Raw genomic sequence first — 22,815 nt, 5'->3', positions numbered from 1 at the left:
CCAGATAATGAAACAAAATAATACAGGTCCGGAAATATGGGCCGGAATTGAATGTACTATCAATCGTATCGGAAATGTCTATCATCAACAACTGGAGAAAAGTGGCCATTTAAAAAGACTGGATGACCTGGATAAATTTGCAGCATTAGGTATTAAAACAATCAGGTATCCTATTTTATGGGAGCAGATAGCCCCGGGTAAACTGGAAGATGCCGACTGGAGCTGGGCAGATGAACGCCTGAACAGATTGCGTCAATTAGGAATTTGTCCTATCATCGGGTTCGTGCATCATGGCAGTGGCCCAATACACTCAGATCTTACAGACCCTGAATTTCCGGTTAAACTTGCTGCATATGCAACTGCCTTTGCAGCAAGGTATCCGTGGATTAAATATTACACACCAGTTAATGAACCTTTGACTACAGCAAGATTTAGTGGTTTGTATGGTCACTGGTATCCTCATGGGCATGATAATTATATATTTTCCACCACATTGATCAACCAATGTAAGGCCATTGTCCTTTCCATGCAGGCCATCAGGAGAAAAATACCTGATGCAAAATTGGTGCAAACAGAAGATCTCTGCAAAATTTATAGCACCCCCATGCTCGCCTATCAGGCAGCGTTTGAAAATGAAAGACGATGGCTGAGCTTTGATCTGTTATGCGGAAAAGTAAACGAAAGCCATCCTATGTGGGATGAACTTTTATCTTATAATATTTCCCCGGACACTTTAACCTGGTTCACTGAAAACATATGCCTGCCGGAAATAATAGGGATCAATCATTACCTTACCAGCAACAGGTTTCTGGATGAAAATCTTAGTCTATATCCGGATCACTTTCATGGTGGTAACTCCTACCAGCGCTATGCAGATGTGGAAGCTTTAAGGGTGCCCGATATCGAATCCTGCCAGCTCTACTCATTATTAAACGAGGTGTGGAGCAGATATGGGCTACCAATTGCGGTAACGGAGGTACACCTGGGAGGCCATAGAGAAGAACAGTTACGCTGGTTAAAAGAATGCTGGCAAACTGCACAGCAATTATATACTGAAGGTATAGACATAAAGGCAATCACTGTATGGTCACTTTTAGGTTCATTTGACTGGAATAGCCTTGTGACCCGGAATGATCATTTTTATGAATCAGGCGTTTTTGATATAAGCAATAATACCCTTAGACCTACGGCCTTAAGTACGATGGTGAAAGGCCTTATTAATGGGCATAATTATGATATGCCATTACTGAATAAGCCTGGTTTCTGGAAAAGAGCAGACCGGTTTTTATTACAATATCAATCCGAACTGGTGCTTTCCGGTTTCGATGATGATATGGATGATGAGCCGGTAGCACCTGTTCTAATAATTGATGCGGATAATGATATATCAAATGCCATTGCTACCTGTTGCAGATCGAGAGCAATACCTTATCAGATGGTTTCAGTGCAGGGGCCAGATCCAATAGATTACATGATGGTCAGGGAAATGACTGAACGATATAAGCCATGGGTAGTGATCAGTACTATTGCACACAATACGAATTTTAGAAAGCACAATTTGGATCTGATGAATCTTGCTGATATTTGTGTGCAGAATAAGAGTCAGTTACTTGTCTTTTTATCTGAAAATGCTGAGCATACTATAGGCTTATTGAAGATAATGCCGGATGCAATGATAGTAGATCATTTACAATGTTCTGGTGAATATAGTCAGGCGCAGGTGAACAGGTGGATAGATCTGTTGATTGATAAAGCTTTTGGGAGCTATTAATACGGCTTAATAAATAAAAAAATAACGGCAAAGCAGATGAACACCTGCTTTGCCGTTACTATATAATCCTTTATCAGCCCGGTTGCAGTTGGCTTACCTGGCTCGTTTGCTTAGTATTTACCACTGGGGCCTGCAAAAATTTCCCTAACATAATCTCTGCTGTCTGCAAAGCTCCTTCCACCCATCCCTGTGCATCAGAATACGCTTCTCCACAAATGTACAATGGTGTGCCAGCTATCGGATTTGTAATCTGGTCTCTTACCTCCCAGCTCTTCACGCCGATATTCCAGCTATTCCATCCACCACCATACGGATCTTCACCCCAATCACGGAAAGCAGCACTCTTTACCAGTGGCGTATAATCCAATCCATGCATCTGTTGCAACTGACGTGCTACTTCATCCACCATACGACGAGGCGCCTGGTATTCATCCCATGTCTGATTCAGCCGCCCTTGTGCGGGTAATGCAGACTTTTCATTTTTATCATCATCCCCGATAAATGGATCTGCCACCTTTGAATGCGAACGGCCAGCCTTCCAGCCTTCAGACCGCTGAGGTCTTAATCCATCCCAGAAGCCAATATTATTACCATCATCATAACTAGCCAGCAACATTGCTCTGCCATTCACGGATGGCGTTCCATCGCTGTTTGGCCAGTAGTATGTTTGTCTTACTGGCAGGTCAGTTACGGAACGACCTGATTGTACCGGAACGAATTTACCACTCGCATCGGTAAATCCAGCTATTCTCCACCATGGATTTGCATAAGTAGTGAAGAGTTTAAACAGTGGTCTTGGTGTCACACTTTTAATCAATGGCTGGATCTGTTGTAACAGTGGACTTTCTGGCTGTAGCAGATCAAGCGCACGGCGCGGCATAGCCAGTATCAGTTTCCCGGCAGTAATAGTTTGTCCATCATTAAAATTCAGTGTAAACTGTCCGTTTGTATATTCAAATCCACGGAGTTGTCGTTCCAGGCGTACTTCTCCTTTATCTTTTTCAAACAGCTCTGCCAGGGCAATTGGCACCTGTTGGAAACCATTGGTAAAGCCTTTGTATTTTGGCGTCATACCAAAGTCTGACAGGTACCACGGAATAGCATCACTTGCATTCCAGTTCACCAGTGTAGAATCATAACCACCAGCATCCATACTGAACTGGTAACCTTCACTGCTGATCACCCTGTACAGCAGGTTCCAGAAACCCCATTGGTATAAAGGTACTCCATCAAAATACGCGTCCTTTGTCATTTCACGACGTTCTTCTTCCTTCAGATCCGGATTAGTAATACCTGGTACTATCTGTTCAATGGCGTTCACTATGATTGTACCCGGGCCATTCCCCTTTTCCAGGAATGACATATTGTAAGGTACTTTATCCGGCCTTGTTACAAAGTCAACCAAACGCAGGTATTCACCGCGCAGGTATGCCAGGTTCTGAGGTTCATCTACAGGAAAATCATAGAGTGTGATCTTTTCCGCAGGTGGTAATTCTCCATTGAGGGTATCAATCAGGTTTACGATCAGGTGCTGGGTATTTTCCAGGATGCGCATACCACCCAGTTCTGCTGTCATGTTAGGTATTTCAGGTGGTTTCACTGACAGTAAACGTCCTCCTATATGATCGCTGCCTTCGAATACAACGATCTTCTGATCCGGGAATTGCTTTTTCAGTTTCCAGGCGCTATATACTCCGGAAACACCGCCACCTACGATAGCGATATCGATTTGTTCGTTTGCCATAAGGTTAATGGTTTTAGAAGATTGAAGGAATGTTGGATGGTAAATGTGCATTACCTGCAGACAACAGTTTTGCTTTTACCGTATCCTGGTGGAAATAATCCAATACCGGTTGATTGCTGTAATATGCGGTGATTGTATCTGATGTAGTGGGAGCTGTTGGTGTATTGCCAGCTATTCTCATATCCAGTATATAAGAAGTGGTTTGCGTGAGCACATGCTCAATGCCTCTTCTGATCGCGTCTTTCACTGCTCCCGGCGTTTTCACGACTTCTCCGTTCTCACCGCCAAATGCTTTGGCCAGTGATACGAAATCAAGTTTGGGCCTTTCGAGACGCAGGTATGGAGGGTCCATCGTTTTGGGTTTCCAGCCATAACCGGGTGCACTGCCATAAGCACCCACTACCTGTTGTAAACCCAGTTGCAGGGTATGATACTCCTGGTTGTTTGTAATGATATACAGAATAGGTAGTTGCTCATGTGCAGCTGTCCAGAAGGTCTGTGGATAGAATAGCGAGGAACCATCTCCCACTGCATTGATCACCAGTTTTGTACCCGTACCCTGTGAGGAGGCATTTTCCAGTTTAATGCCCAGGGATGCCGGCATTGACCAGCCTAATGAACCTCCGGCTACACAGTAATAGCTTACTGGTTTTGCACCATTGGTACTGAATGGCAGATAATATTGAAAAGGAGCACCATCGGATACAGCTTCATGCACATATACGAAGTTATCCACCAGTTTCCTTTCTTCAATTTCCTCTTTCAATGCTTTAGCGATTACTACAGACCATATATCTTCCTGCTCCATCGCTTCCAGCAAATATTTATCCCAGTCTGCCGTTCTTTTTACGGACAACAACCGCATCCGTTCATTTCTGGCTGCAGCACCTGCGGGAGGAGTTGGTTTAATATAACCATTCAGGATAGGCAGTGTTGCTTTAATATCACCGAAAATCGCTGATTCTCCGTAATAGTTCTTCGCTATATCCCACGTATTGTTGGTCAGGTATACCTGTTTCAGTTCAGGAGGGAATAATGGTCCGTCGGAATATTTATATACCGCCAGCTGTGCCTGTGCCCCAAATCCAACCAGGAATGCCACATCATGATCTTTGAACACACCCTGTATACCCGCCTGACTACCGGGCAGTTCTCCCTGCCAGTGATAATCATTATTAGGAAAATTAGCCACACTGCTAAAACATTGCAATACGACAGGTGCTCCCAGCAGTTCAGCCAGTTCCTGCAATTCTGTCCAGGCATCAGCATAACCAACTGCATCGCCTGCTACTATCACAGGATTTTTAGCTGCTGTGAGAATACCTGCAGCCTGTTTGATCGCCGCATCATCTCCAGTAAAATGTGGGGAAATACGGGTCACACCTTTCACCTTATCTTCATCTCCAATAGCCACCATGGTAAAGTCCCATGGAATAGATACGAACACAGGCCCATTAGGCGGTGCCATGGCTTCTTTAAAAGCACGTTGTAATACTAATGGAATTTCATCAGGGGTACGCACTTCATGCGCCCATTTTGTGTACTGCCTGGCAAGGTCTACCAGGTTAGATGCCAGTAAAGGTTCCTGGGTGACCAGTTCATTTTGTTGCTGGCAACAAAGGATCACCAGTGGCACCTGAGAACGGTAAGCATTGAACAGATTGCCTATGCTATGGGCAATACCCGGTGTAACGTGAACAACCAGTACACCTGGTTTACCTGTCATCCGGGCGGATCCCATTGCCGCACCAATGGCAATGTTTTCATGAAGACACTCAATATAGCGCACATCATTCTCCGGGTAAGAAGTACCATCAATAATTGGGATTTCATTGGTGCCCGGTACACCGAAAATGTAATGGATACCCAGATCTTTCAGGATATCGAATACATAATCACGTGTCCAGCGTGTGGTCTGGTCGAACGCTTGTTCGATTACATCTTCACTGGCCTGGCGCGCAGCCTGAGCCATTTGTTGTGTTGTCATATGATGGAATTTTGGAGTTTGGTTCTTTAGGGCTCTTGTTGTGGAATTTTTTTTTGGTATTACAAATAATAGGGTAATGGCATTCTAACTGCTGAAATAACAACTGTTCACTTCCGATTGTTTAGGGCTGGTTGAAAAAATTCGGTAGGTATATAAAAAACAACACCCACTCGATGAGCGGGTGTTGTTTTAAATTAATTATATGACTATACTATGGGTACACTTTCTTTTATTTGTTGTTGTTCCAGGTATGGTTTCCTGTGGTTTTCCAGGAATTGCTTTTTAGCATCCCTGCATGAACTCACTCCACCAATAAACTTTAACGTCCTGATATAATACCAGGCAAAATCTACCTGTCCTGTCAGAAAGCCTGATCTTGCACTGGCAGGATATAGATGGTGATTATTATGCCATTCACCAGCCACAATACCAGGCCACCACTGATTGATAGATTTATCTTTATGATTGAAATCAAACCCGGATACATGCTTCGTTTCACCTTTCGCATGGCCTTCATAATTAAAAGTTCTCACACCCACTCCCCACACAAAAGCACCAGCCATAATGGACACCACCAGGTATACACCACCTATAAAATAAAATATTGTTAACCAGAAAGCCAGGTTACCCAAAGTAGATAATACCGCATTCAAAGGATGCGCAATTGAACCCCACTTCTGATAAGTAACATAATCATTCGCTTTCACACCGGTATGACTCAACATTGCTGCAGCTTTATAATAATCCTCCTCACTGAGATCTTTCGCAATAGGCTGATGATTGGCATCTGCCAGAAAGCAATATAAAAAACCTGCCTCTGCATTATAAGGATCTCCCGGCTCATCAGACAGTGCATGATGCACATGATGAGATACGATATACAGCTCTTCCGGTATCAGTTTAAATACGAGGTTTTGAGTAAAAAACCGCCAGAACTTATTACTAAAAGTATACGCCTGATGTGTGCCATAGCGATGATACCAGATAGTGCCATGCGTGCCCATGAAAATCATTCCATACACAAAAGCAACCAGCAAATACCAAAAATTAAAGTCGTGTATCTCTTTCCAGACAAATAAGAAAAAGAACGGAGCAAGACCTAAAGTGCTGAACCATGAAAAGAATGGTAACCAGTTTTTTCTTGAAGCAAAAATGTTGATCCTGCTAAAAAACTCGGTGAATAGTTGCTTTGACGTAGGTTTTACCAGTGCACCATCGCTGGTTCTCCACCCGTATCCGGGAGGAGCTAATACATTCGAAATAAATGACATTATTTAATAATAATTTCTAAAGTGAAAACAGTTGTAGGTAATGCTCAAGGCTAAATATATCGATTATATATCATTTTACATATTATATTTCTAAATAAAATATTGAATGATATTTTTTTACGCTTTATTAAAATATTTACTCACCTGGTTCGTCAATAAACTGGTATGAAGAAATTTATCACATGCCTGAAAATAGCGCTTTCAGTGCTATTATTATTGATAATCACAGTGTTAATATACATGAGACACCCACTATTCGGAGAAAAACCTTCGGGAAAGAGATTAGAATTGATCAAACAATCGCCGCATTTCAAAGACGGACAGTTCCAGAACATTCACAATACGCCGCAATTGTCAGACGGGTATAGCATGGGAGGTGTTTTATACGATTTTATGTTCAAAAAACGGGTACGCCTGCGCCCTGTAGATTCATTACCTTCTGTTAAAACTGACCTACTGGCCCTTGCCCCCGATCAGGATGTATTGGTTTGGTTTGGTCACTCCTCTTATTTTATACAGGCAGGTGGAAAACGTTTCCTGGTAGATCCTGTGTTTTCCGGCAGCGCTTCACCCTTACCCGGAGGTACCAAAGCATTTAAAGGTGCAGATATTTACACGGTTGATGATTTTCCGGCAATAGACTATCTCTTCATTTCACACGACCATTATGATCACCTGGATTATAAGACCATACTGGCACTAAAAAGCAAGGTGGGCAAAGTGATCTGCGGACTGGGAGTAGGTGGTCACTTCGAAAGATGGGGCTATACACCTGACCAGGTCGTTGAGACTGACTGGTGGCAGGATGTGGATCTGGGAGATGGATTTATCGTACATACCGCTCCTACCCGCCATTTTTCTGGCAGAAGCTTTTCCCGGAATAATACCCTCTGGCAATCTTATATATTGCAAACGCCGGCCATGAAGATCTATATAGGTGGTGATAGTGGTTATGATACTCATTTTGCAGAGATAGGAAAGAAATTCGGTCCGATAGATTTCGCCATTCTTGAAAATGGTCAGTATGACCTTGCATGGAAATACATTCATATGCAGCCGGAAGAAGTCATTCAGGCGGCAAAAGACCTGCAGGCAAAAAGACTACTCCCCGTACATTCTTCTAAGTTTACATTGGGAAATCATCCCTGGGATGAACCTTTACGAAGAATAAAGACCATTGCAGATATTCCACTGGCTACGCCTATGATCGGTCAGCTAGTTGACCTGCGGAATGATAAACAGGAGTTCAGGGAATGGTGGAAAGGAGTGAACTAAAATATAAAAAGCTTCTTTAATCAGGACGCCTGCACAATTCAGGCGTCCTGATTGGAATCACTGCTTAATTATCTTCTCACGGAATATTTTCCCACGATTGTAAATTGCTGATGAACATGGCGGTGTAACTGGTACGTAATTCATTATTACGGTTAAATGTCTGGTACTTATTCTCTTTATACCTGCAGAAGTATTCCATACGCTGGATCTGCTTTTCAGCCTTTAATAACAGGGTATTGTCAATAGACGGCGCACCGGCACTTGCGGTCAACGCTACCAAAGACAACAGAACGGGAAAATAGAAATGTTTCATAGTAGGTAATTTGGGTTATTGCAAAAATGTTGACGATAGAATAAAGAAAATAGAAATAATAAAGTGAATTTTTATGGGTGTTATAACGAGTTATAAGTTTTAAAATAACATCCAGGAACACACGGCTACTCATTAGCATACCTAACCAATTTTAACATTCCATATACAATCTGAATACTAAATTGCACGAAACCCGGAAACGTCCATACCTACAAAACGGAACCCAACATATGCAGAAAAGTTTTGCTGTACTGGCTTTAATATATTCTACCTTTACTGGCATGCAAGCCCAGGCCCAGCATAAGTATACCGTTAGCGGTATCATTCGTGATAAAACTACGGGCGAAACTTTAATTGGCACTTCAATACGCATTCTTCCACAGGCGAAATACAGCAGTACAAGTAATAACTATGGATTTTATGCGATCGTTGTTCCTGAAGGCGATTATACAATGGTGATCAGTTATACAGGGTATAAAGCAGACACCATTTCTATCCCACTTACAAAAGATCTGATACGAAATGTGTCGCTTATTCCCACCAGCGGACAACTTTCGGAAATCGTCATCACCTCTGCAGCCAGCCATGACAGGCTTTCTACTGCACAAATGGGTACGCAGAAAATAAGCACCGCCGAAATTGCAAACGTCCCGGTATTTCTTGGGGAAAAAGATGTCATTAAGACAATACAACTGCTTCCAGGTGTAAAATCAGGAGGTGAGGGCAGTGGTGGATTCTATGTACGAGGTGGCAACATCGACGAAAACCTGCTTTTACTGGACGAAGTACCGGTATACAATGCAACACATCTACTCGGTTTCTTCTCTACCTTCAATTCGGATGCAATCAAAGACCTCACACTTTATAAAGGGGCCAGTCCTGCAGAATATGGCGGTCGTCTTTCTTCCGTCGTAGATATCAGAACCAAAGATGGTAATAACCAGGAATTCCATGGTAGTGGCGGTCTTGGCATCATTGCTTCTCACTTAAACTTCGAAGGCCCTATTGTGAAAGACAAAGGTTCTTTTATGATCAGTGCCCGTCGCACTTATGCAGATGTTTTCCTGAAGCTGTCTAATAATGAAGATGTCAGGAATTCTAATCTTTACTTTTACGATGTGAATGCTAAAGCTAATTATAACCTGGATGATCATAACAGGATCTATCTTTCATTTTATAATGGAAAAGATAACCTAAAACTATCTGATCAGTTAGCACTCTATTATGGAAATACAACAGGAACCTTCAGGTGGAATCACAACTTCAATAGTCACCTGTTTTCCAACACCACACTTGCCTATAGCGATTACAACCATCACATAGAGGTGGCAGATAATTCAAGCAATACAAAGATCATCTCAAAGATCAGGGACTTTTCCTTCAAAGAAGACTTCCAGTATTTCATGGCGGGTGATGATAAAATAAAATTCGGTGTCACAGCCACCCATCATACCCTCGACCCGGGTATGGTAGATGCAAGTAAGAATTCCAGCTATAACTCTGAAACATTAGATAAGAAGTATGCATTGGAAAGTGCAGCCTATATAAACCATGAAAAAGGTTTCGGCAAATGGAAAATCAATTATGGTCTGCGGCTCTCTGTCTTCAATGTATTTGGACCCGGTACTTTTTATAAATTTAATTCCGCAGGCGATGCAACCGATTCTACAAAATATGCAGCCGCAGAACTTGTACAGACTTACATAAATTTAGAGCCACGTGCTGCTGCAAGTTATCAGCTCGACTCTGTGAGTTCACTGAAATTTGCCTATTCAAGGAACACGCAAAACGTACACCTGATAAGTAGTTCCGCCTCTACCAGTCCTACCGACCTTTGGATACTGAGCAGTCCGAATGTGAAACCTGAAATAGCAGACCAGGTATCCCTGGGCTATTATCGTGATCTTAGTCATGGTCGTTATGAGTTCTCTTCTGAAATTTATTATAAACAACTGCAAAACCAGATTGACTTTAAAGACGGTGCATCATTAACTGTCAACAACTATGTAGAGTCCCAGTTATTATACGGAAAAGGCAGGGCTTATGGACTGGAACTCTTTGGAAAGAAAAAAACAGGCCGGCTCACAGGATGGATCAGTTATACACTTTCCCGTACAGAGCGACAAATAACTGAAATCAATAACGGAAGCTGGTATCCGGCCCGCCAGGATCAGACGCATAACCTTGCTATCGTATCCATGTACCAACTGAGCAGGAAAGTGACACTGTCTGCTAACTGGGTATACAATACAGGTAATGCAGTGACTTATCCCAGTGGTAAATATGAAATCAACGAACAGACGGTATTCCTGTATTCTGAACGAAATGGCTACCGTATGCCGGCTTATCATCGGCTGGATGTGGGTGTAACCATATATGGCAAACAAAAGAAACGCTGGAATAGCAACTGGAATTTTTCGGTCTATAATGCTTATGGGAAAGAAAACCCTTACATCATAGAATTCAAAAATGACCCTGCGAATACTACCCGTACCATCGCTCAGCAAACAGCACTTTTCCGCTGGGTACCTTCTATTACTTATAATTTCTCCTTTTAGTATGAAGACACACCTTATTGCAATTCCTATCATCATATTCTTCGCCAGCTGTACCAAAACGATTGATGTCAATCTCAGAACGGCGGCTTCCCAAATTGTGATCCAGGGGAATATTACAAATCTCGGCGGCCCGTATTATGTGAAGATTAATAAATCAGTATCGTTTGATGCAGATAATACTTATCCCGCTGTTTACGGGGCCATAGTCAGCGTTTTGGACAGTAATACCAATGTGAGAGACTATTTTACACAGACGGGTAATGAAGGGTATTATGCATCCAATAAACTCTCAGGACAGATTGGTCATACTTACAAGTTATCAGTGATCATTGACGGGGAAGAATATACATCCAGTTCTACAATGCCGGATTATGTAGGGATCAATGAATTGACCTTCACACATACCAAAATTTTTAATCAGGTAAGGAATTTACCACAGGTGAACTTTAAAGATCCCCAAGGCGTTACCAACTACTACACTTTTACATTGCTGGTAAATAATGTTCCTTACAAAGCATTTTATGCATTGGATGACAGGTTGACAGATGGGAATATGATCAGGCAACAATTGTATATGGATAGTGCATACATACAAATGAATGATCTCGTGACGGTGGTGATGGCTAGTGTGGATAAGAACGTTTATAATTATTACAATGTACTACAATCGAATAGCGGCGCTTCCAGTACCACACCTTCAAATCCACCTTCTAATATATCAAATAATGCTTTGGGGTATTTTGGTGCGGAGTGTGTGGATGTGAAATCTGTGACGTTCTAAAGAAAAGCCGGAGACACAATCTCCGGCTTCTGTGCTACTCTTACAATTCATCTGCCACAGGAAAATCAATTTCCAGATCCGTTAAATTGTGAATATAATTACTGATTATTTTATCCCCGATCACTATTACTACATCGATCATATTAGCTTCTGTATAGCCAGCTGAAAAAAATGCGGCTATACTTTCAGCCGTCGCTTTTCCACGATTAATTACAACTGCTGCGGTAAACTGCGCCAGGGCATCCAGCTTGCTATCAAAAGTGGCCCTACCTCTGCGAATCTCAAGGATCTGTTCATCTGAAAAACCGTTCATTTTACCCAATACAGTATGTGCCGACTGGCAATAACGACAGCCATTGATCTGACTGGTCACCAGATTGATCACTTCTCTTTCTTTTGCTTTCAAACTACTTTTCCTATTTTGTAATGCGAGGTAATCGCCAAGCGCGGTATCATTTTTTGCGAAGTATGCATAGAGGTTAGGAACAAAACCCAAACCTTTTTGCAGGTTATCGAAAATGGCCTGGTTGCCGCTTGTCACCTCTGATCGGGTAGGTATGCTAAAAGTGCTCATGATATATATTTTTGATAATGCAAAAATGGCAACATACGAGCTACTGAAAAATGAAGTAGATTAGGAAAAAAGGTTGAACTAGTTCAAGATGTTGTATATTGCTACGCCAATTATTAACCCTGATATTTGAAATTCAATTACTTGCTAAGGATATCTGACTAATCCGGTTTCAAATATGATCATGCCGGATCTCAAAAACTAAGTGGGTATAGCGCCATTGGTCTGAATGGCAGAAAGGAAGGGGTGATTGAAGCCTAAAGCGCCATGGAAAGAATTATAAATATTCATACTTATTAAACATCCCTATGCAAACCGCAAAATATTCCGCCAGTGACATACTCGATCAATTAGACACCTGCGCAAAAGATTACAACTTCCCCGTACTTGACAATGGATATATCTACCCTGTGGTATCAAGACTCTCTGTATTCGGTAATTCAGAAAGATGGGTAATAGCCGTTGAAGTGGTTGGCTATCACTACCGCTTTAACGGACATAACGGCGTGGAGAACTGTCTGTACATCTATGGTAACAGCCTCCCCTTTTACCCGGGATTAAATAACTCAAACGTACTGCTCACAACAGCTGACAGCGATGAAGGTCCTTCCTTTATCACAGATACATTTGGTACCCTGAATCCCGAAGTACATTCCATGCTGCTCAGAGACGAAAAAATAAGTATACCAAAAGATCCGACCTTCTATGCTTCGCGGGATGTGGAATTAAAAAATCCGCCTGCTGTAAGAGTATATGAATTTATGCGTGCCAGTCTTCCTGAATACAAGGCAGCGTTTCTGGCCACTAAAGAGGAAATATACGATTGCTTTGGGCAGGATATTCCAATGATCATGCAGTTGGATGAATGGTGCCATCCGGATATTATTGAGGAGGAAAAACCTTCTGAGAATGAAACGTTTCAGCAAATTGCGACCTTACTGGAATCAGGAGATATGTCTTATTACAAACCGACAAAACCGGCTAACAATCATTGGCGTAACTGGCCATTTGGAGGCTGCGCATAATATGCCCCCGGGTATTTTTTACAAAGAAATTGGAGTAATGGGCATTGCTTTCCCGTACTCTGTTTGAGAAAATACCGAATTAATTTGCAAACGCCGGAGATTGTATCTTCGGATTTTTTGTTATATCTTTTGCCCCATGAAGACCAATAATATTTCTGTATTTACAAAGATCGCCACCCGTTCCCTACTGGCATGGCTACGCGTTGTTATCCCCGGTTTACTCCTTTCTGTTGTAGGATTAATTGTTTCAATCTATATAATAGGATCCCAGCCGGGACCTGGCTATGCTGGCGCACGTGTTGGTGGAGTGGGTGCAATCCTGGGTATATTTGTGTTGTTTAGTGTTGCATTCTGGTCCTGCTTATTATTTGTGATTTCACTGGCAGGGTTTGTGTTGTTCCCTTCACTGGCTTCGGGATATACCATTAAAACAGCGTTGTTCCTCGTGTGGGATAATAAGCTGGGCGATTTTTTTATTGATAAAATAAGCAATTATCTGGATCGGGTATGGCTACGTGGTGAAAAGCAAATTAATGCGAAGGAATCCATAAAAGCACTGAAACTGGAAGTACAAAAAGATACGAATACCAATAAATTGCAGAAGCGGTTATTGAATTACCTGCTGAAGAGAGTAAGACTGGATGACGTAAATTGGCAGGCGCCGCCAGCAGAAATAAAGCAAGCCATACTTGAAAAATTCAAGGTATACATTGGTGAAAAACTAATGCCTTCGAAATTGGTAATAAGACTGGCAATGATATTGCCAATAGTGCTAATGATACTGGCGTTAATTTATGACAAATAAGAAGCGTCTTTCTTAATTCTTTACGCGTTCCTTTGCAGGGGATGATACGGGGAAATTTTACAATACCGCTACGAAATAATACCGCATCATTCGAACAAAGGCAATCCTTTTTAAAAATAAACTACCCCTGTCCCACTAAAAAACAATGGTGGAATCATAACGTAAGCGATATGTACATCAATTAATGATGCGTCTGCGGGTGCAACAGCTTATATAGCTCCTGTTGCAGATCTGCGTCTTTAAACTTATTCAGTTTCTCAGTTTCTATTTCATAGAATCCTTTTTTGGTACCTAAGGTTCCAATTACGAAAGTGTGACCTGCCTGAGCAGGCTCACCTGTTTCCGGGTGCTTTTTTGAAAGCGCTACTACTACATCTTTTGACTTTGACATACGGTGAATGTACCGATAATAATCAGTATATGTCAAATGATTAACATCAGGCTATTTTATGTGGGTATCAGTTAACCCACTGCGGATAGCTTTCAAATAGGTTTTCTTATTAGATTTCGTAAGAACAATAGTCTTACATCCGTTAAATCGCACAAATGCCTTCAAAGACAGGATCAACTTGTCAATTACACTTTCATCAATATCAACATTCTCAAAATGCAGGTTATGCACAATCAGCACTTTTTGCTTGCGGTCGGCTTTGGCATCCATCCTTGCTATAAAGGTGTCACCCGCCAATATCGGCAATGAGAAGTACCCATACACCCGTTTGGGCGCAGGCACAAAACATTCAACCTGGTAATCAAAATCAAAGAAGTCCTTCAATCGGTGACGGAACACATTGAGAATATCGAATGGGGAAAGAATAAAGACTTCATTGGATATCTTCACCTCCTTTTGCTGGTCAGGCAGCATATAGTAAGGGCCTTTCAACCCTTCGACAGCTACCTTTTTCACCTCCCCGGTCTGCACCATCTTTTCAAGCTCCTTTTTCACCAGATTCCCTTTCACCCTACGGGCTCTCCAGGCCATTTCTTTGACTCCGGAAATTCCTAATGCACCCAATGTACGGCGGATCACATATCGGGCAAATTCGGCCTCCCCAGGCATCGTTTTGTCGGTTTCCAGAGGTACTAAGTTGAGGGGTAGATCATACACCTTATGAAATGATTTCGTACGGCTGATCATCAGCTCTCCGGTGAAATATAACCGCTCCAGCGCCACCTTTGCCGGCCGCCAATCCCACCAGCCGGAACTGGCTTCCTGACGGTCATTTTCAAAATCGCCTACCTTCACAGCGCCATCCCTTTCTACCTGGTCCATTATCTGCTTCATCAACCTCTCTTCTGCCGGTGTAACAACCCTTCCATTCGTCTTAAAAGCTGCTTTTACGGGCAGTGAAAAACGGAAGTCATGCATAGGCATAAAGCCTGCATCTGATGTAAAATATTCAAAGATGCGGCCGTCTTCACACAGGTCAGCCAGCCATTCATTTTGATAGTCAGGTATGCGGGCGGCCATAACGTGGTGATGGGCACGTTCTACTACATAGTTCGTATCCAATTGTACGAAACCTAAATGGTCGATCAATTTGTAAACAGCCTCCGGTCCCTTCCCAAATTGCGCTTTTCGCGCAAGTCCGGCGGCATTCAGGATGATCTTTCTGGCCTGTTTTTTTGTAAGGGTAATGGATTCCATAACACTAAAATAAAGGAATTTTAATGCCACTCCTATAATACTAACTCAGGAGATGCTTTTACATACAGCCATGGAAGATATTAATACAGTTGGGAGGGATTAAAATAAGACAATGCTTACGACAAGCAACGTTTTATCCGCTCCATTTTTTGGGGTGCTATGAGTTTGGTAAATACTACCAGACTAACGACAAAACATAATCATTATCAGCCTTTGCAGCTGCCATAAAATCTTTCAGCCCGGTAAATTCTTTTGCCAGGTGTTTTCTGGTAAAGGCCCTATCAGGTGCACCATCTTCGATCCATACATTGTAAGGATAAATATCATTCTCGTTGAGCTCCTGTGGGTCGTATAATTGATGGAATTGCTCGATAGATATATTGTTTAAAAAAGCGTGCATGTTTGCTACAACTTCCCCATCGTTATAATAAATGGCGGTGCTTTCAAGATCCAGGTCTTCTGACAACATCTCCATGCTGTCAGGATCCACTTCTCTACCTATATAAGTTTCAGGATAAAACAATTGCTCCAGTAAGGATTTGGTTGTTTCATCCTGCTCTTTGGATAAGACAAATTTAAGTCCTTCAAATGTTTGTGGAAAGACGATATTTTCTTTGGAAATTTCTAATATAGTGGTCCCTTCCGGATTTGCTTTCATTACCTCAAAATTCTCCTGAGAGACGCGGTATAATGTGATACTCTGACTCATACCGCAAAATTATGGAGGCAGGGATAAAAGAAAAAAACTTTTTTGGTTATCGTCTGCCTCCTATATTGTTATCGTCTGCATCGATTATTATTATCGCCTCTTTGTTTGCTATTATCGTATCCTTTCTTTATAATCATCGTCTGCCTCGATTGTTATTATCGCCTCTCTTGTTTGCTATCGTATCCTTTCTTTATAGTCATCATTTGCCTCTATTATTATTATCGCCTCTCTTATTTGCTATTATCGTATCCTTTCTTTATAATCATCGTCTGCCTCGATTGCCAGTTCTTTTACCACCGCTGGCAGGTTTGCTTTTCCCGGGCTGGGTAGTTTTCTTTCCTCCACTTGCCGGTTTACTTTTACCAATTCGTTTCCCTTCACCAGCAGGCTTACTCTTACCAAATTGCTTTCCTTCTCCCACAGATTTACCTTTCCCCAATTGCTTCCCTTCTCCTGCAGGCTTACTCTTACCAAACTGCTTTCCTTCACCATCCGCCTTCCCAAACCGTTTCCCCTCACCATCCGCTTTACCCAACAGCTTTCCTCCTCCCACTAACCTACCTTTCCAAAACCGCTTCTCTTCTCCACCTGCCTTCCCCTTCTCCACTGCTTTCCCATCTCCTTCTGACCTGCCTTTCCCAACCGACTTCCCCTCACCATCTGCCTTACCTTTACTCAATCTCTTACTTTCACCATCTGCCTTACCTTTACCCAACCGCTTACCTTCTCCATCTGCCTTCCCCGCCTTCATCTTATGCCTATTCGGTATCAACGCCCCAAATCCCTCCTCTTCCACCGCCTTTTTCTCCTTCTCATTCACCTTACTGGAATCCGCTATACTTTCATTCAAATTCGCCAGCTCTGTTTCCGTCAAATGCCTCCATTTCCCTAACGGCAGCTTATCCAGCTTCACATTCATAATACGCACACGTTGTAACCCAATCACCTCATATCCCAGGTATTCACACATCCTTCTGATCTGCCTGTTCAGCCCCTGCGTCAGGGTAATCCTGAAAGTCTGTCGCCCCATCATCTGCACCTTACAAGGCAATGTTCGCGTATCCAGTATAGGCACCCCCTTAGACATCTGGTCTAAAAATGCAGTATCAATCGCCTTATCCACCTTTACGATATACTCTTTCTCATGATTATTCGCTGCCCGCAGGATCTTATTGATAATATCACCATCATTCGTCAAAAAGATCAGTCCCTCAGAATCCTTGTCCAGCCTCCCAATAGGAAAAATCCGCTTTGGATAATTCACAAAGCTGATAATATTATCCTTGATATGCAATTCAGTCGTCGTCGTTATACCCGGTGGCTTATTCAACGCCAGGTATACACATTTTTCCTTCTTTGCCGCAGTGATCAGGCTCCCATCCACTTCCACCGTATCTCCCGGTTTATAACGGTTACCCAAAGACGCCGGACGATCATTCAGCAATACCCTACCGGAAGTGATGAGTTTGTCCGCCTCACGACGTGAACAATACCCTGTATCACTGATAAACTTGTTTAAACTAATTGATTGGTCCAATGATGTATCAATTTAAATAGCGGTCAGCGCATGCCTTCCGAATGCAAAAGTCGGTAATTACAAGGGATTTTCCTGCTAAACGGAAGGATCTACCTTTGACCCCCCCCCATAATGAACTGCCCCTTCTGTGACTGCACCGCCAGAAAGGTACCTACTCCGGAAACAAAACAGATCTTAGCTGGATTCAAAATTTACCCATCCGGCTCAATAATAAAAATCTAAAAAATAGCATCTTCGCAGTATATTTACATAAATATTCACAATTCCCTGGAAAAATCGGACAAGTTTATACTTTTCCGAAGTATATTAACAACGTGAAAGGAACTTTACAACACAAAATAAACAGCGGAAAGTCAGGCATTGTCTTTTACAGCCTCACCCCGCCCAAAATCACTACTGAAAGTGAGAAGGTGGCAGTTATAGCCGGCGGCCAGATTGATCGTTTAAAAGATCTCGAGATCGATGGTCTGATCATATACGACATTCAGGATGAATCACTTAGAACCGATAAAGAGCGTCCTTTTTCCTTTATCCCTACTATATCGCCCGAAATATATAGCAAAGACCTGCTGACCACCCTGCCAGTACCGAAAATCATATATAAGAGTATTGCCAACCATACCAGAGAGATGTTTGCCGACTGGTTATCCCGCAATACCGACCTGGAAGCCACTGTATTTGTAGGTGCCTCCTCCCAGCAACAGTTACAGGCCACCAACTTCTCCCTCTCCGATGCCTACCAGGTAAAAAGAGAGATGAGACTGGATATCCTTTTGGGTGGCGTAGCCATTCCGGAGCGGCACACTAAAAAAGGAGATGAACACCTCCGGATGTTCAGCAAAATGCAGAACGGTTGTAACTTTTTTGTATCTCAATGTATTTACAATATCAACGAGACCAAAAATGTAATGTCCGACTACCATTACCATGCATTAAGCAATGACACCCGGCCGGCACCGGTCATTTTTACATTGACGCCCTGCGGCTCACTGAAAACACTTCAGTTCATGGAATGGCTGGGCATCGAAGTACCTAAATGGGTATACAACGACCTGAAATATTCAAAAGATATCCTCCAATCATCTATCCACACCGCTACCAATATAGCCGGGGAAATATTGAACTACGCTGCCTCCAAAAACCTGCCTGTCGGGTTCAATATCGAGAGCGTATCCAACAAAAAAGATGAAATAAATGCCGCTCACGAAATCCTTGAAAATGTCCTGCACCTCGTAAAACCCATGCGTAATGAGGTGGCAGGAGCCAAAAAAGCTGTATCTGCATATTAGGCATTCAGACTTAACTTAATATTCATATATATATTTTCTCTGTTTTATCTTTCGTCTTTACCTTGCGCCCTATGTGGTCACAGTCCAACACCAGGACGTAAACGAAAAAGAAAAAATAGATGAAAAGAATCACTGTGCTTATGATGAGCGCCGCCCTGTGGAGCGCTTGTAATGCTAACCATGAAAGTAAAAACCAAACCGTTGGCGATAGCCTCAAAGCAAAACCCGCAGTTTCCAATGCAAACATCATCCACCTCTCTGGTAGTACTACCATTGCGCCTTTGGCACAAAAAGTAGCAGGCTACTTCCGCATGAAGAATGATAACTTTGATATCAATATCACCGAAGGTGGTAGTAGCGTAGGCATTGCTGATCTGGAAAAAGGTGCAACCGATATCGCCATGTCATCCCGCGACATGAACGAAAAAGAAAGGAAGCAGTTTCAGGAAACAAATCACCCCATCACCGAAGTAAAGATCGCTGACGATGCATTGGCTGTAGTCGTACATCCAGGCACCGGTGTGGAAAAAATCACCAGAGAACAACTGGAAAAGATCTTCTCAGGTGAGGCGAAAAACTGGAAAGAACTGGGTGGAAAGGATGTGAAGATTATGATCATCTCCCGCGAGAGCAGCTCCGGTACCTACGAGTTCTTTAAAGAAGCTGTCATGAAGACGAAAGAGTTCACCACATTAGCGGTGTTCCAACATACAAATGGTACTGTGCTCAATAAAGTAAGCACGACTGAAGGTGCAATTGGTTATGTGGGTCTGGCGTTTATCAATGATAAAGTAAAGGCATTGCCTGTATGTTTTGATGGCAAAAACTATGTAGCGCCCGATATTAAACATGTAAAGACAAAGACTTATCCGCTGGCACGTCCGTTGTTCTTCATCTATCAGAACAGCAGTGCAGCAAAAGTGAAGACATTCGTGGATTACCTGCTTTCTGCAGATGGACAGAAAGAAGTAGAAGAAACCGGATACGTTTCAATTAAATAATTAACAAAAAGGTCGGGAGCAATTCCGGCCTTTTTCTATTCCACTCAGTAATAAAAGAGCTTTCACCTGGATGGGTAGGCTATCACCTGCCCAAAGCAATGTTCGGGCAGGTGCACAGCTAATGCTTTAAAAAGCTTCCTGATTCACAGACGTTTCATTCTTTTGTCTGGTGATCTTTTGCAGACTGATGTTCTCGCAAATAGCGTAAACTGCATAGAAGCCCATCAGCATAAAAATTGTTATTCTGCTGGTATGTGCTCTGTTCACAACGGCATAAATTGTTATACCAGCCAGGCAAAGCATCATACGACTAATCATTGCACCGTATACCCGAAGCATAAATACACTGTTACTTTCGGCTTGTACACCTTTACGGCTCATGTTGTAGGTTACTGCAGAAAGTGCAGCTAAAGCAAGGTTGCCAAAAAGTAACACATTGTGGTGAACTCCATTGTCTAACAACCAGGCTTTCCAAAATAACAAAGTGGCATTCAATAAAATAAAAAGTCCTATGACTCTAAAGTAGAATCTGTCACTCATTTCCAGTTGGGATCTTTGATAATTATTCGAAAATTCGGCCGCGAAATTACTACGAAAGCTAAAAAAGACAAAATGTTCAATGACGAAAATCATAAATTCTCCTATTTTCTGACATTCCTTTTACATCCGGAAGTATTATTCACAGTTCCGCCCGCCAGACGGCACTTATTTGGTATTATGTAAAATGAGTATATTCGGAACATGAAGAGCCTCCTTTCTATCAGCTTTAAGATCACCCGACTTGAATATGCGAAATACCTGATCGCCTATATGTACAGAAGACCCACTGTTATTATTCTGGGAATATTGGGACTCTATTCTCTGATTATGCCCGCACTGGTAGATGATGGCTTTCTTTTGAATTTCAATAAAGGCTTGTACCTGTCGATGCCTTATGCACTGGCAATGTTGTTTTATCCGATCATTATCACAGTGATAGCGGTATTGCAGCGATACAGAAATGCGTTTCTGAAACAAGAGATGCTGTATGAGTTTGATGATGAGGGCGTACACATTCAGGGAGAAGATTTTAAAAGTGATCTGGCCTGGTCACATATCCGGGAAGCAAAAGAACTAGCGGGATTCCTGATTTTAAAGCCTTCTAAACGCGAGGGTTACTTAGTGAAGAAAAATGTACTGGGTGCTGACGAGATCACCTATATTAAAGATAAAATAGCTGCGGCTAAGAAATGAAGACGATTTTTGAGATGATCACGCTAAAGGATGCCATTGCATTATACAGCATTGATGAGCACATGTATGAAAGCAGGGAAATGTTTGAAGATCAGGTAGAAACTGATACTCAATTTTATCTGCATAAAGGAGACCTGGTATTGGATGATCATTTTATGATGGAATATGATCAGGAGATACATGGTTATATCATCGATGGCAACCTACGCGTAAATGGCAATATCATCAATGAAGAAGGAGACTACGGCCCCTGCCTTTATGTAAAAGGAAATGTAGAATGCCGGAGTTTGCTGATAGGAGGCTCGCCTACGCATATTGAAAGTAATGTGACTGCCGAAGAAGTGATTATGCTTCACTATAACCATGGCTGGATGAAGTGCCCGGGCGTATTTACTGCACCTGTCATGATCGTAGAGGATTATCATTTCATTCCCGCACATAAAAATATCAGTGGCTATTATTATAACGCCGAAGACCCGGCAAATACAGAAGAATATGATTTCGACAATGATACTTTCTCTTCCGGATTAGAGGCACTACTGGATAATAAACTGACCACAACCTTCGAAGAACTAAGATACGATCTGGCCGCTGGTGAATATGTATTACAACCTTCTCAGAGAGACATTCATTACTGGACCCAAAAGGTCAACCACAACTACCGCGACCTGAAAAGAGTACCTCCCGAAATGCGTACACTTGAGTTTTGCATGCAGGTAGCTGAAAAATCCATCTTCGCATTGGAACACTTTCCACCTGCACTCTTCACCCCTGAACTGGCAGATCAGATAGTGAGCAAAAATGGTATGGCATTACGCTTTATTCCTGAATCATTGATCACCCGGGAACTCTGCTACAAAGCTGCCGCCACCGGGGCTATCATCGATCAGGATATTCCTGAACGCTTTTATGATGCAACACTCTTCCAGGTGCTGATCCGCCGCGATGACTGGCAAATGGCACGTATACCCCCCACTTATATTACAGAAGATCTGCTGGTTTTATATGTACAAAGTGGCAATGGCGGATGGCTGGAAAAATACTGCAAACTAGCTGGTGTATCTAAAGAACACGTATTGCAAAGAGTGATCGATAGCGGTATTGAATATGTAGGAAACATCTTTAGCTGGTTCCTGACTGAAGAAAGATATGCCTATTGCAAATCGAAGTATGGTCATACAAAAGAATGGGCGGAGATCACCGAAAAGTATAGAAAGAAATTAGAAAGAATTCAATAGCACAAGTTTGTAAAGCACTTATTATCAATTTCATGAAACTCCGGCGCCCGGATATCTTT

At 42.3% G+C, this 22,815-nt stretch carries 20 protein-coding genes; 10 read left to right on the top strand and 10 right to left on the bottom strand.

What is annotated here, in order from left to right:
- Nucleotides 1-7: 7 nt before the first annotated feature.
- The gene (locus SIO70_RS13485) at nucleotides 8-1,771 is read left to right on the top strand and encodes a family 1 glycosylhydrolase (RefSeq protein WP_320581378.1); all 1,764 of its coding nucleotides are present in this window, start codon (nucleotides 8-10) and stop codon (nucleotides 1,769-1,771) included.
- Nucleotides 1,772-1,844: 73 nt separating this feature from the next.
- On the opposite strand, the gene SIO70_RS13480 is transcribed toward SIO70_RS13485, so the two are convergent.
- The 3 genes from SIO70_RS13480 to SIO70_RS13470 form a co-directional block, all read right to left on the bottom strand.
- The gene (locus tag SIO70_RS13480; RefSeq protein WP_320581377.1) at nucleotides 1,845-3,515 is read right to left on the bottom strand and encodes a flavin monoamine oxidase family protein; all 1,671 of its coding nucleotides are present in this window, start codon (nucleotides 3,513-3,515) and stop codon (nucleotides 1,845-1,847) included.
- Between the two features lie 13 nt (nucleotides 3,516-3,528).
- Nucleotides 3,529-5,502 (bottom strand): thiamine pyrophosphate-binding protein, encoded by a 1,974-nt coding sequence (locus SIO70_RS13475; protein WP_320581376.1) that lies wholly within the window; start codon nucleotides 5,500-5,502, stop codon nucleotides 3,529-3,531.
- 206 nt (nucleotides 5,503-5,708) lie between these two features.
- Nucleotides 5,709-6,773, bottom strand: coding sequence for a fatty acid desaturase (locus tag SIO70_RS13470; protein WP_320581375.1), 1,065 nt, complete (start codon nucleotides 6,771-6,773; stop codon nucleotides 5,709-5,711).
- Between the two features lie 240 nt (nucleotides 6,774-7,013).
- Here SIO70_RS13470 and SIO70_RS13465 point away from each other — a divergent pair, with 240 nt between their 5' ends.
- Nucleotides 7,014-8,048: an MBL fold metallo-hydrolase gene (locus tag SIO70_RS13465; RefSeq protein ID WP_320581374.1), complete on the top strand. Its 1,035-nt coding sequence runs from the start codon at nucleotides 7,014-7,016 to the stop codon at nucleotides 8,046-8,048.
- Nucleotides 8,049-8,124: 76 nt separating this feature from the next.
- On the opposite strand, the gene SIO70_RS13460 is transcribed toward SIO70_RS13465, so the two are convergent.
- Nucleotides 8,125-8,361, bottom strand: a complete 237-nt coding sequence (locus SIO70_RS13460) for a hypothetical protein (RefSeq protein WP_320581373.1) — start codon at nucleotides 8,359-8,361, stop codon at nucleotides 8,125-8,127.
- Nucleotides 8,362-8,591: 230 nt separating this feature from the next.
- On the opposite strand from SIO70_RS13460, the gene SIO70_RS13455 reads away from it, so the two are divergent.
- Together SIO70_RS13455 and SIO70_RS13450 are read left to right on the top strand one after the other, a co-directional pair.
- Complete coding sequence (locus tag SIO70_RS13455; protein WP_320581372.1) at nucleotides 8,592-10,919, top strand: carboxypeptidase-like regulatory domain-containing protein; 2,328 nt, start codon at nucleotides 8,592-8,594, stop codon at nucleotides 10,917-10,919.
- Nucleotide 10,920: 1 nt separating this feature from the next.
- Complete coding sequence (locus SIO70_RS13450; protein WP_320581371.1) at nucleotides 10,921-11,700, top strand: DUF4249 family protein; 780 nt, start codon at nucleotides 10,921-10,923, stop codon at nucleotides 11,698-11,700.
- A gap of 40 nt (nucleotides 11,701-11,740) precedes the next feature.
- Here the strand turns inward: SIO70_RS13450 and SIO70_RS13445 are convergent, their stop codons facing one another.
- Nucleotides 11,741-12,274: a carboxymuconolactone decarboxylase family protein gene (locus tag SIO70_RS13445; protein WP_320581370.1), complete on the bottom strand. Its 534-nt coding sequence runs from the start codon at nucleotides 12,272-12,274 to the stop codon at nucleotides 11,741-11,743.
- A 305-nt stretch (nucleotides 12,275-12,579) separates the two neighbouring features.
- Here SIO70_RS13445 and SIO70_RS13440 point away from each other — a divergent pair, with 305 nt between their 5' ends.
- Together SIO70_RS13440 and SIO70_RS13435 are read left to right on the top strand one after the other, a co-directional pair.
- On the top strand, nucleotides 12,580-13,296 hold the full coding sequence (locus SIO70_RS13440; RefSeq protein WP_320581369.1) for a DUF7003 family protein: 717 nt from the start codon (nucleotides 12,580-12,582) through the stop codon (nucleotides 13,294-13,296).
- Between the two features lie 136 nt (nucleotides 13,297-13,432).
- On the top strand, nucleotides 13,433-14,101 hold the full coding sequence (locus tag SIO70_RS13435) for a hypothetical protein (protein ID WP_320581368.1): 669 nt from the start codon (nucleotides 13,433-13,435) through the stop codon (nucleotides 14,099-14,101).
- 181 nt (nucleotides 14,102-14,282) lie between these two features.
- Here the strand turns inward: SIO70_RS13435 and SIO70_RS13430 are convergent, their stop codons facing one another.
- From SIO70_RS13430 to rluF, 4 genes are all read right to left on the bottom strand, one after another.
- Nucleotides 14,283-14,492 (bottom strand): hypothetical protein, encoded by a 210-nt coding sequence (locus SIO70_RS13430; protein ID WP_320581367.1) that lies wholly within the window; start codon nucleotides 14,490-14,492, stop codon nucleotides 14,283-14,285.
- 51 nt (nucleotides 14,493-14,543) lie between these two features.
- Entirely contained in the window at nucleotides 14,544-15,749 is a 1,206-nt protein-coding gene (locus tag SIO70_RS13425) for a winged helix-turn-helix domain-containing protein (RefSeq protein WP_320581366.1), read from the bottom strand.
- Between the two features lie 175 nt (nucleotides 15,750-15,924).
- Nucleotides 15,925-16,458, bottom strand: a complete 534-nt coding sequence (locus SIO70_RS13420) for a DUF1877 family protein (RefSeq protein ID WP_320581365.1) — start codon at nucleotides 16,456-16,458, stop codon at nucleotides 15,925-15,927.
- Nucleotides 16,459-16,720: 262 nt separating this feature from the next.
- Entirely contained in the window at nucleotides 16,721-17,995 is a 1,275-nt protein-coding gene (gene rluF, locus SIO70_RS13415; protein WP_320581364.1) for a 23S rRNA pseudouridine(2604) synthase RluF, read from the bottom strand.
- A gap of 314 nt (nucleotides 17,996-18,309) precedes the next feature.
- On the opposite strand from rluF, the gene SIO70_RS13410 reads away from it, so the two are divergent.
- Entirely contained in the window at nucleotides 18,310-19,284 is a 975-nt protein-coding gene (locus SIO70_RS13410; protein WP_320581363.1) for a 5,10-methylenetetrahydrofolate reductase, read from the top strand.
- A 119-nt stretch (nucleotides 19,285-19,403) separates the two neighbouring features.
- On the top strand, nucleotides 19,404-20,285 hold the full coding sequence (locus SIO70_RS13405) for a phosphate ABC transporter substrate-binding protein (RefSeq protein WP_320581362.1): 882 nt from the start codon (nucleotides 19,404-19,406) through the stop codon (nucleotides 20,283-20,285).
- A gap of 126 nt (nucleotides 20,286-20,411) precedes the next feature.
- Here the strand turns inward: SIO70_RS13405 and SIO70_RS13400 are convergent, their stop codons facing one another.
- Nucleotides 20,412-20,825, bottom strand: a complete 414-nt coding sequence (locus SIO70_RS13400) for a hypothetical protein (protein ID WP_083729466.1) — start codon at nucleotides 20,823-20,825, stop codon at nucleotides 20,412-20,414.
- Nucleotides 20,826-21,026: 201 nt separating this feature from the next.
- On the opposite strand from SIO70_RS13400, the gene SIO70_RS13395 reads away from it, so the two are divergent.
- Together SIO70_RS13395 and SIO70_RS13390 are read left to right on the top strand one after the other, a co-directional pair.
- On the top strand, nucleotides 21,027-21,518 hold the full coding sequence (locus SIO70_RS13395) for a YcxB family protein (RefSeq protein WP_320581361.1): 492 nt from the start codon (nucleotides 21,027-21,029) through the stop codon (nucleotides 21,516-21,518).
- Entirely contained in the window at nucleotides 21,515-22,756 is a 1,242-nt protein-coding gene (locus SIO70_RS13390; protein ID WP_320581360.1) for a polymer-forming cytoskeletal protein, read from the top strand. The genes SIO70_RS13395 and SIO70_RS13390 overlap by 4 nt, the downstream gene beginning before the upstream one ends.
- Nucleotides 22,757-22,815: the final 59 nt, after the last annotated feature.

Origin of the sequence: Chitinophaga sancti, from assembly GCF_034087045.1 — a bacterium.
In the GTDB taxonomy this organism is placed as follows: Bacteria; Bacteroidota; Bacteroidia; order Chitinophagales; family Chitinophagaceae; genus Chitinophaga; species Chitinophaga sancti_B.
The sequence above is the reverse complement of the archived record's forward strand: the minus strand, read 5'-3'. Positions and strand labels throughout refer to the sequence as shown.

Excerpts from the sequence above, each read along its gene's own strand:
- SIO70_RS13485 (WP_320581378.1), top strand. The coding sequence starts at position 8 with ATGAAACAAAATAATACAGGTCCGGAAATATGGGCCGGAATTGAATGT.
- SIO70_RS13480 (WP_320581377.1), bottom strand. The coding sequence starts at position 3,515 with ATGGCAAACGAACAAATCGATATCGCTATCGTAGGTGGCGGTGTTTCC.
- SIO70_RS13475 (WP_320581376.1), bottom strand. The coding sequence starts at position 5,502 with ATGACAACACAACAAATGGCTCAGGCTGCGCGCCAGGCCAGTGAAGAT.
- SIO70_RS13470 (WP_320581375.1), bottom strand. The coding sequence starts at position 6,773 with ATGTCATTTATTTCGAATGTATTAGCTCCTCCCGGATACGGGTGGAGA.
- SIO70_RS13465 (WP_320581374.1), top strand. The coding sequence starts at position 7,014 with ATGAGACACCCACTATTCGGAGAAAAACCTTCGGGAAAGAGATTAGAA.
- SIO70_RS13460 (WP_320581373.1), bottom strand. The coding sequence starts at position 8,361 with ATGAAACATTTCTATTTTCCCGTTCTGTTGTCTTTGGTAGCGTTGACC.
- SIO70_RS13455 (WP_320581372.1), top strand. The coding sequence starts at position 8,592 with ATGCAGAAAAGTTTTGCTGTACTGGCTTTAATATATTCTACCTTTACT.
- SIO70_RS13450 (WP_320581371.1), top strand. The coding sequence starts at position 10,921 with ATGAAGACACACCTTATTGCAATTCCTATCATCATATTCTTCGCCAGC.
- SIO70_RS13445 (WP_320581370.1), bottom strand. The coding sequence starts at position 12,274 with ATGAGCACTTTTAGCATACCTACCCGATCAGAGGTGACAAGCGGCAAC.
- SIO70_RS13440 (WP_320581369.1), top strand. The coding sequence starts at position 12,580 with ATGCAAACCGCAAAATATTCCGCCAGTGACATACTCGATCAATTAGAC.
- SIO70_RS13435 (WP_320581368.1), top strand. The coding sequence starts at position 13,433 with ATGAAGACCAATAATATTTCTGTATTTACAAAGATCGCCACCCGTTCC.
- SIO70_RS13430 (WP_320581367.1), bottom strand. The coding sequence starts at position 14,492 with ATGTCAAAGTCAAAAGATGTAGTAGTAGCGCTTTCAAAAAAGCACCCG.
- SIO70_RS13425 (WP_320581366.1), bottom strand. The coding sequence starts at position 15,749 with ATGGAATCCATTACCCTTACAAAAAAACAGGCCAGAAAGATCATCCTG.
- SIO70_RS13420 (WP_320581365.1), bottom strand. The coding sequence starts at position 16,458 with ATGAGTCAGAGTATCACATTATACCGCGTCTCTCAGGAGAATTTTGAG.
- SIO70_RS13405 (WP_320581362.1), top strand. The coding sequence starts at position 19,404 with ATGAAAAGAATCACTGTGCTTATGATGAGCGCCGCCCTGTGGAGCGCT.
- SIO70_RS13400 (WP_083729466.1), bottom strand. The coding sequence starts at position 20,825 with ATGAGTGACAGATTCTACTTTAGAGTCATAGGACTTTTTATTTTATTG.
- SIO70_RS13395 (WP_320581361.1), top strand. The coding sequence starts at position 21,027 with ATGAAGAGCCTCCTTTCTATCAGCTTTAAGATCACCCGACTTGAATAT.
- SIO70_RS13390 (WP_320581360.1), top strand. The coding sequence starts at position 21,515 with ATGAAGACGATTTTTGAGATGATCACGCTAAAGGATGCCATTGCATTA.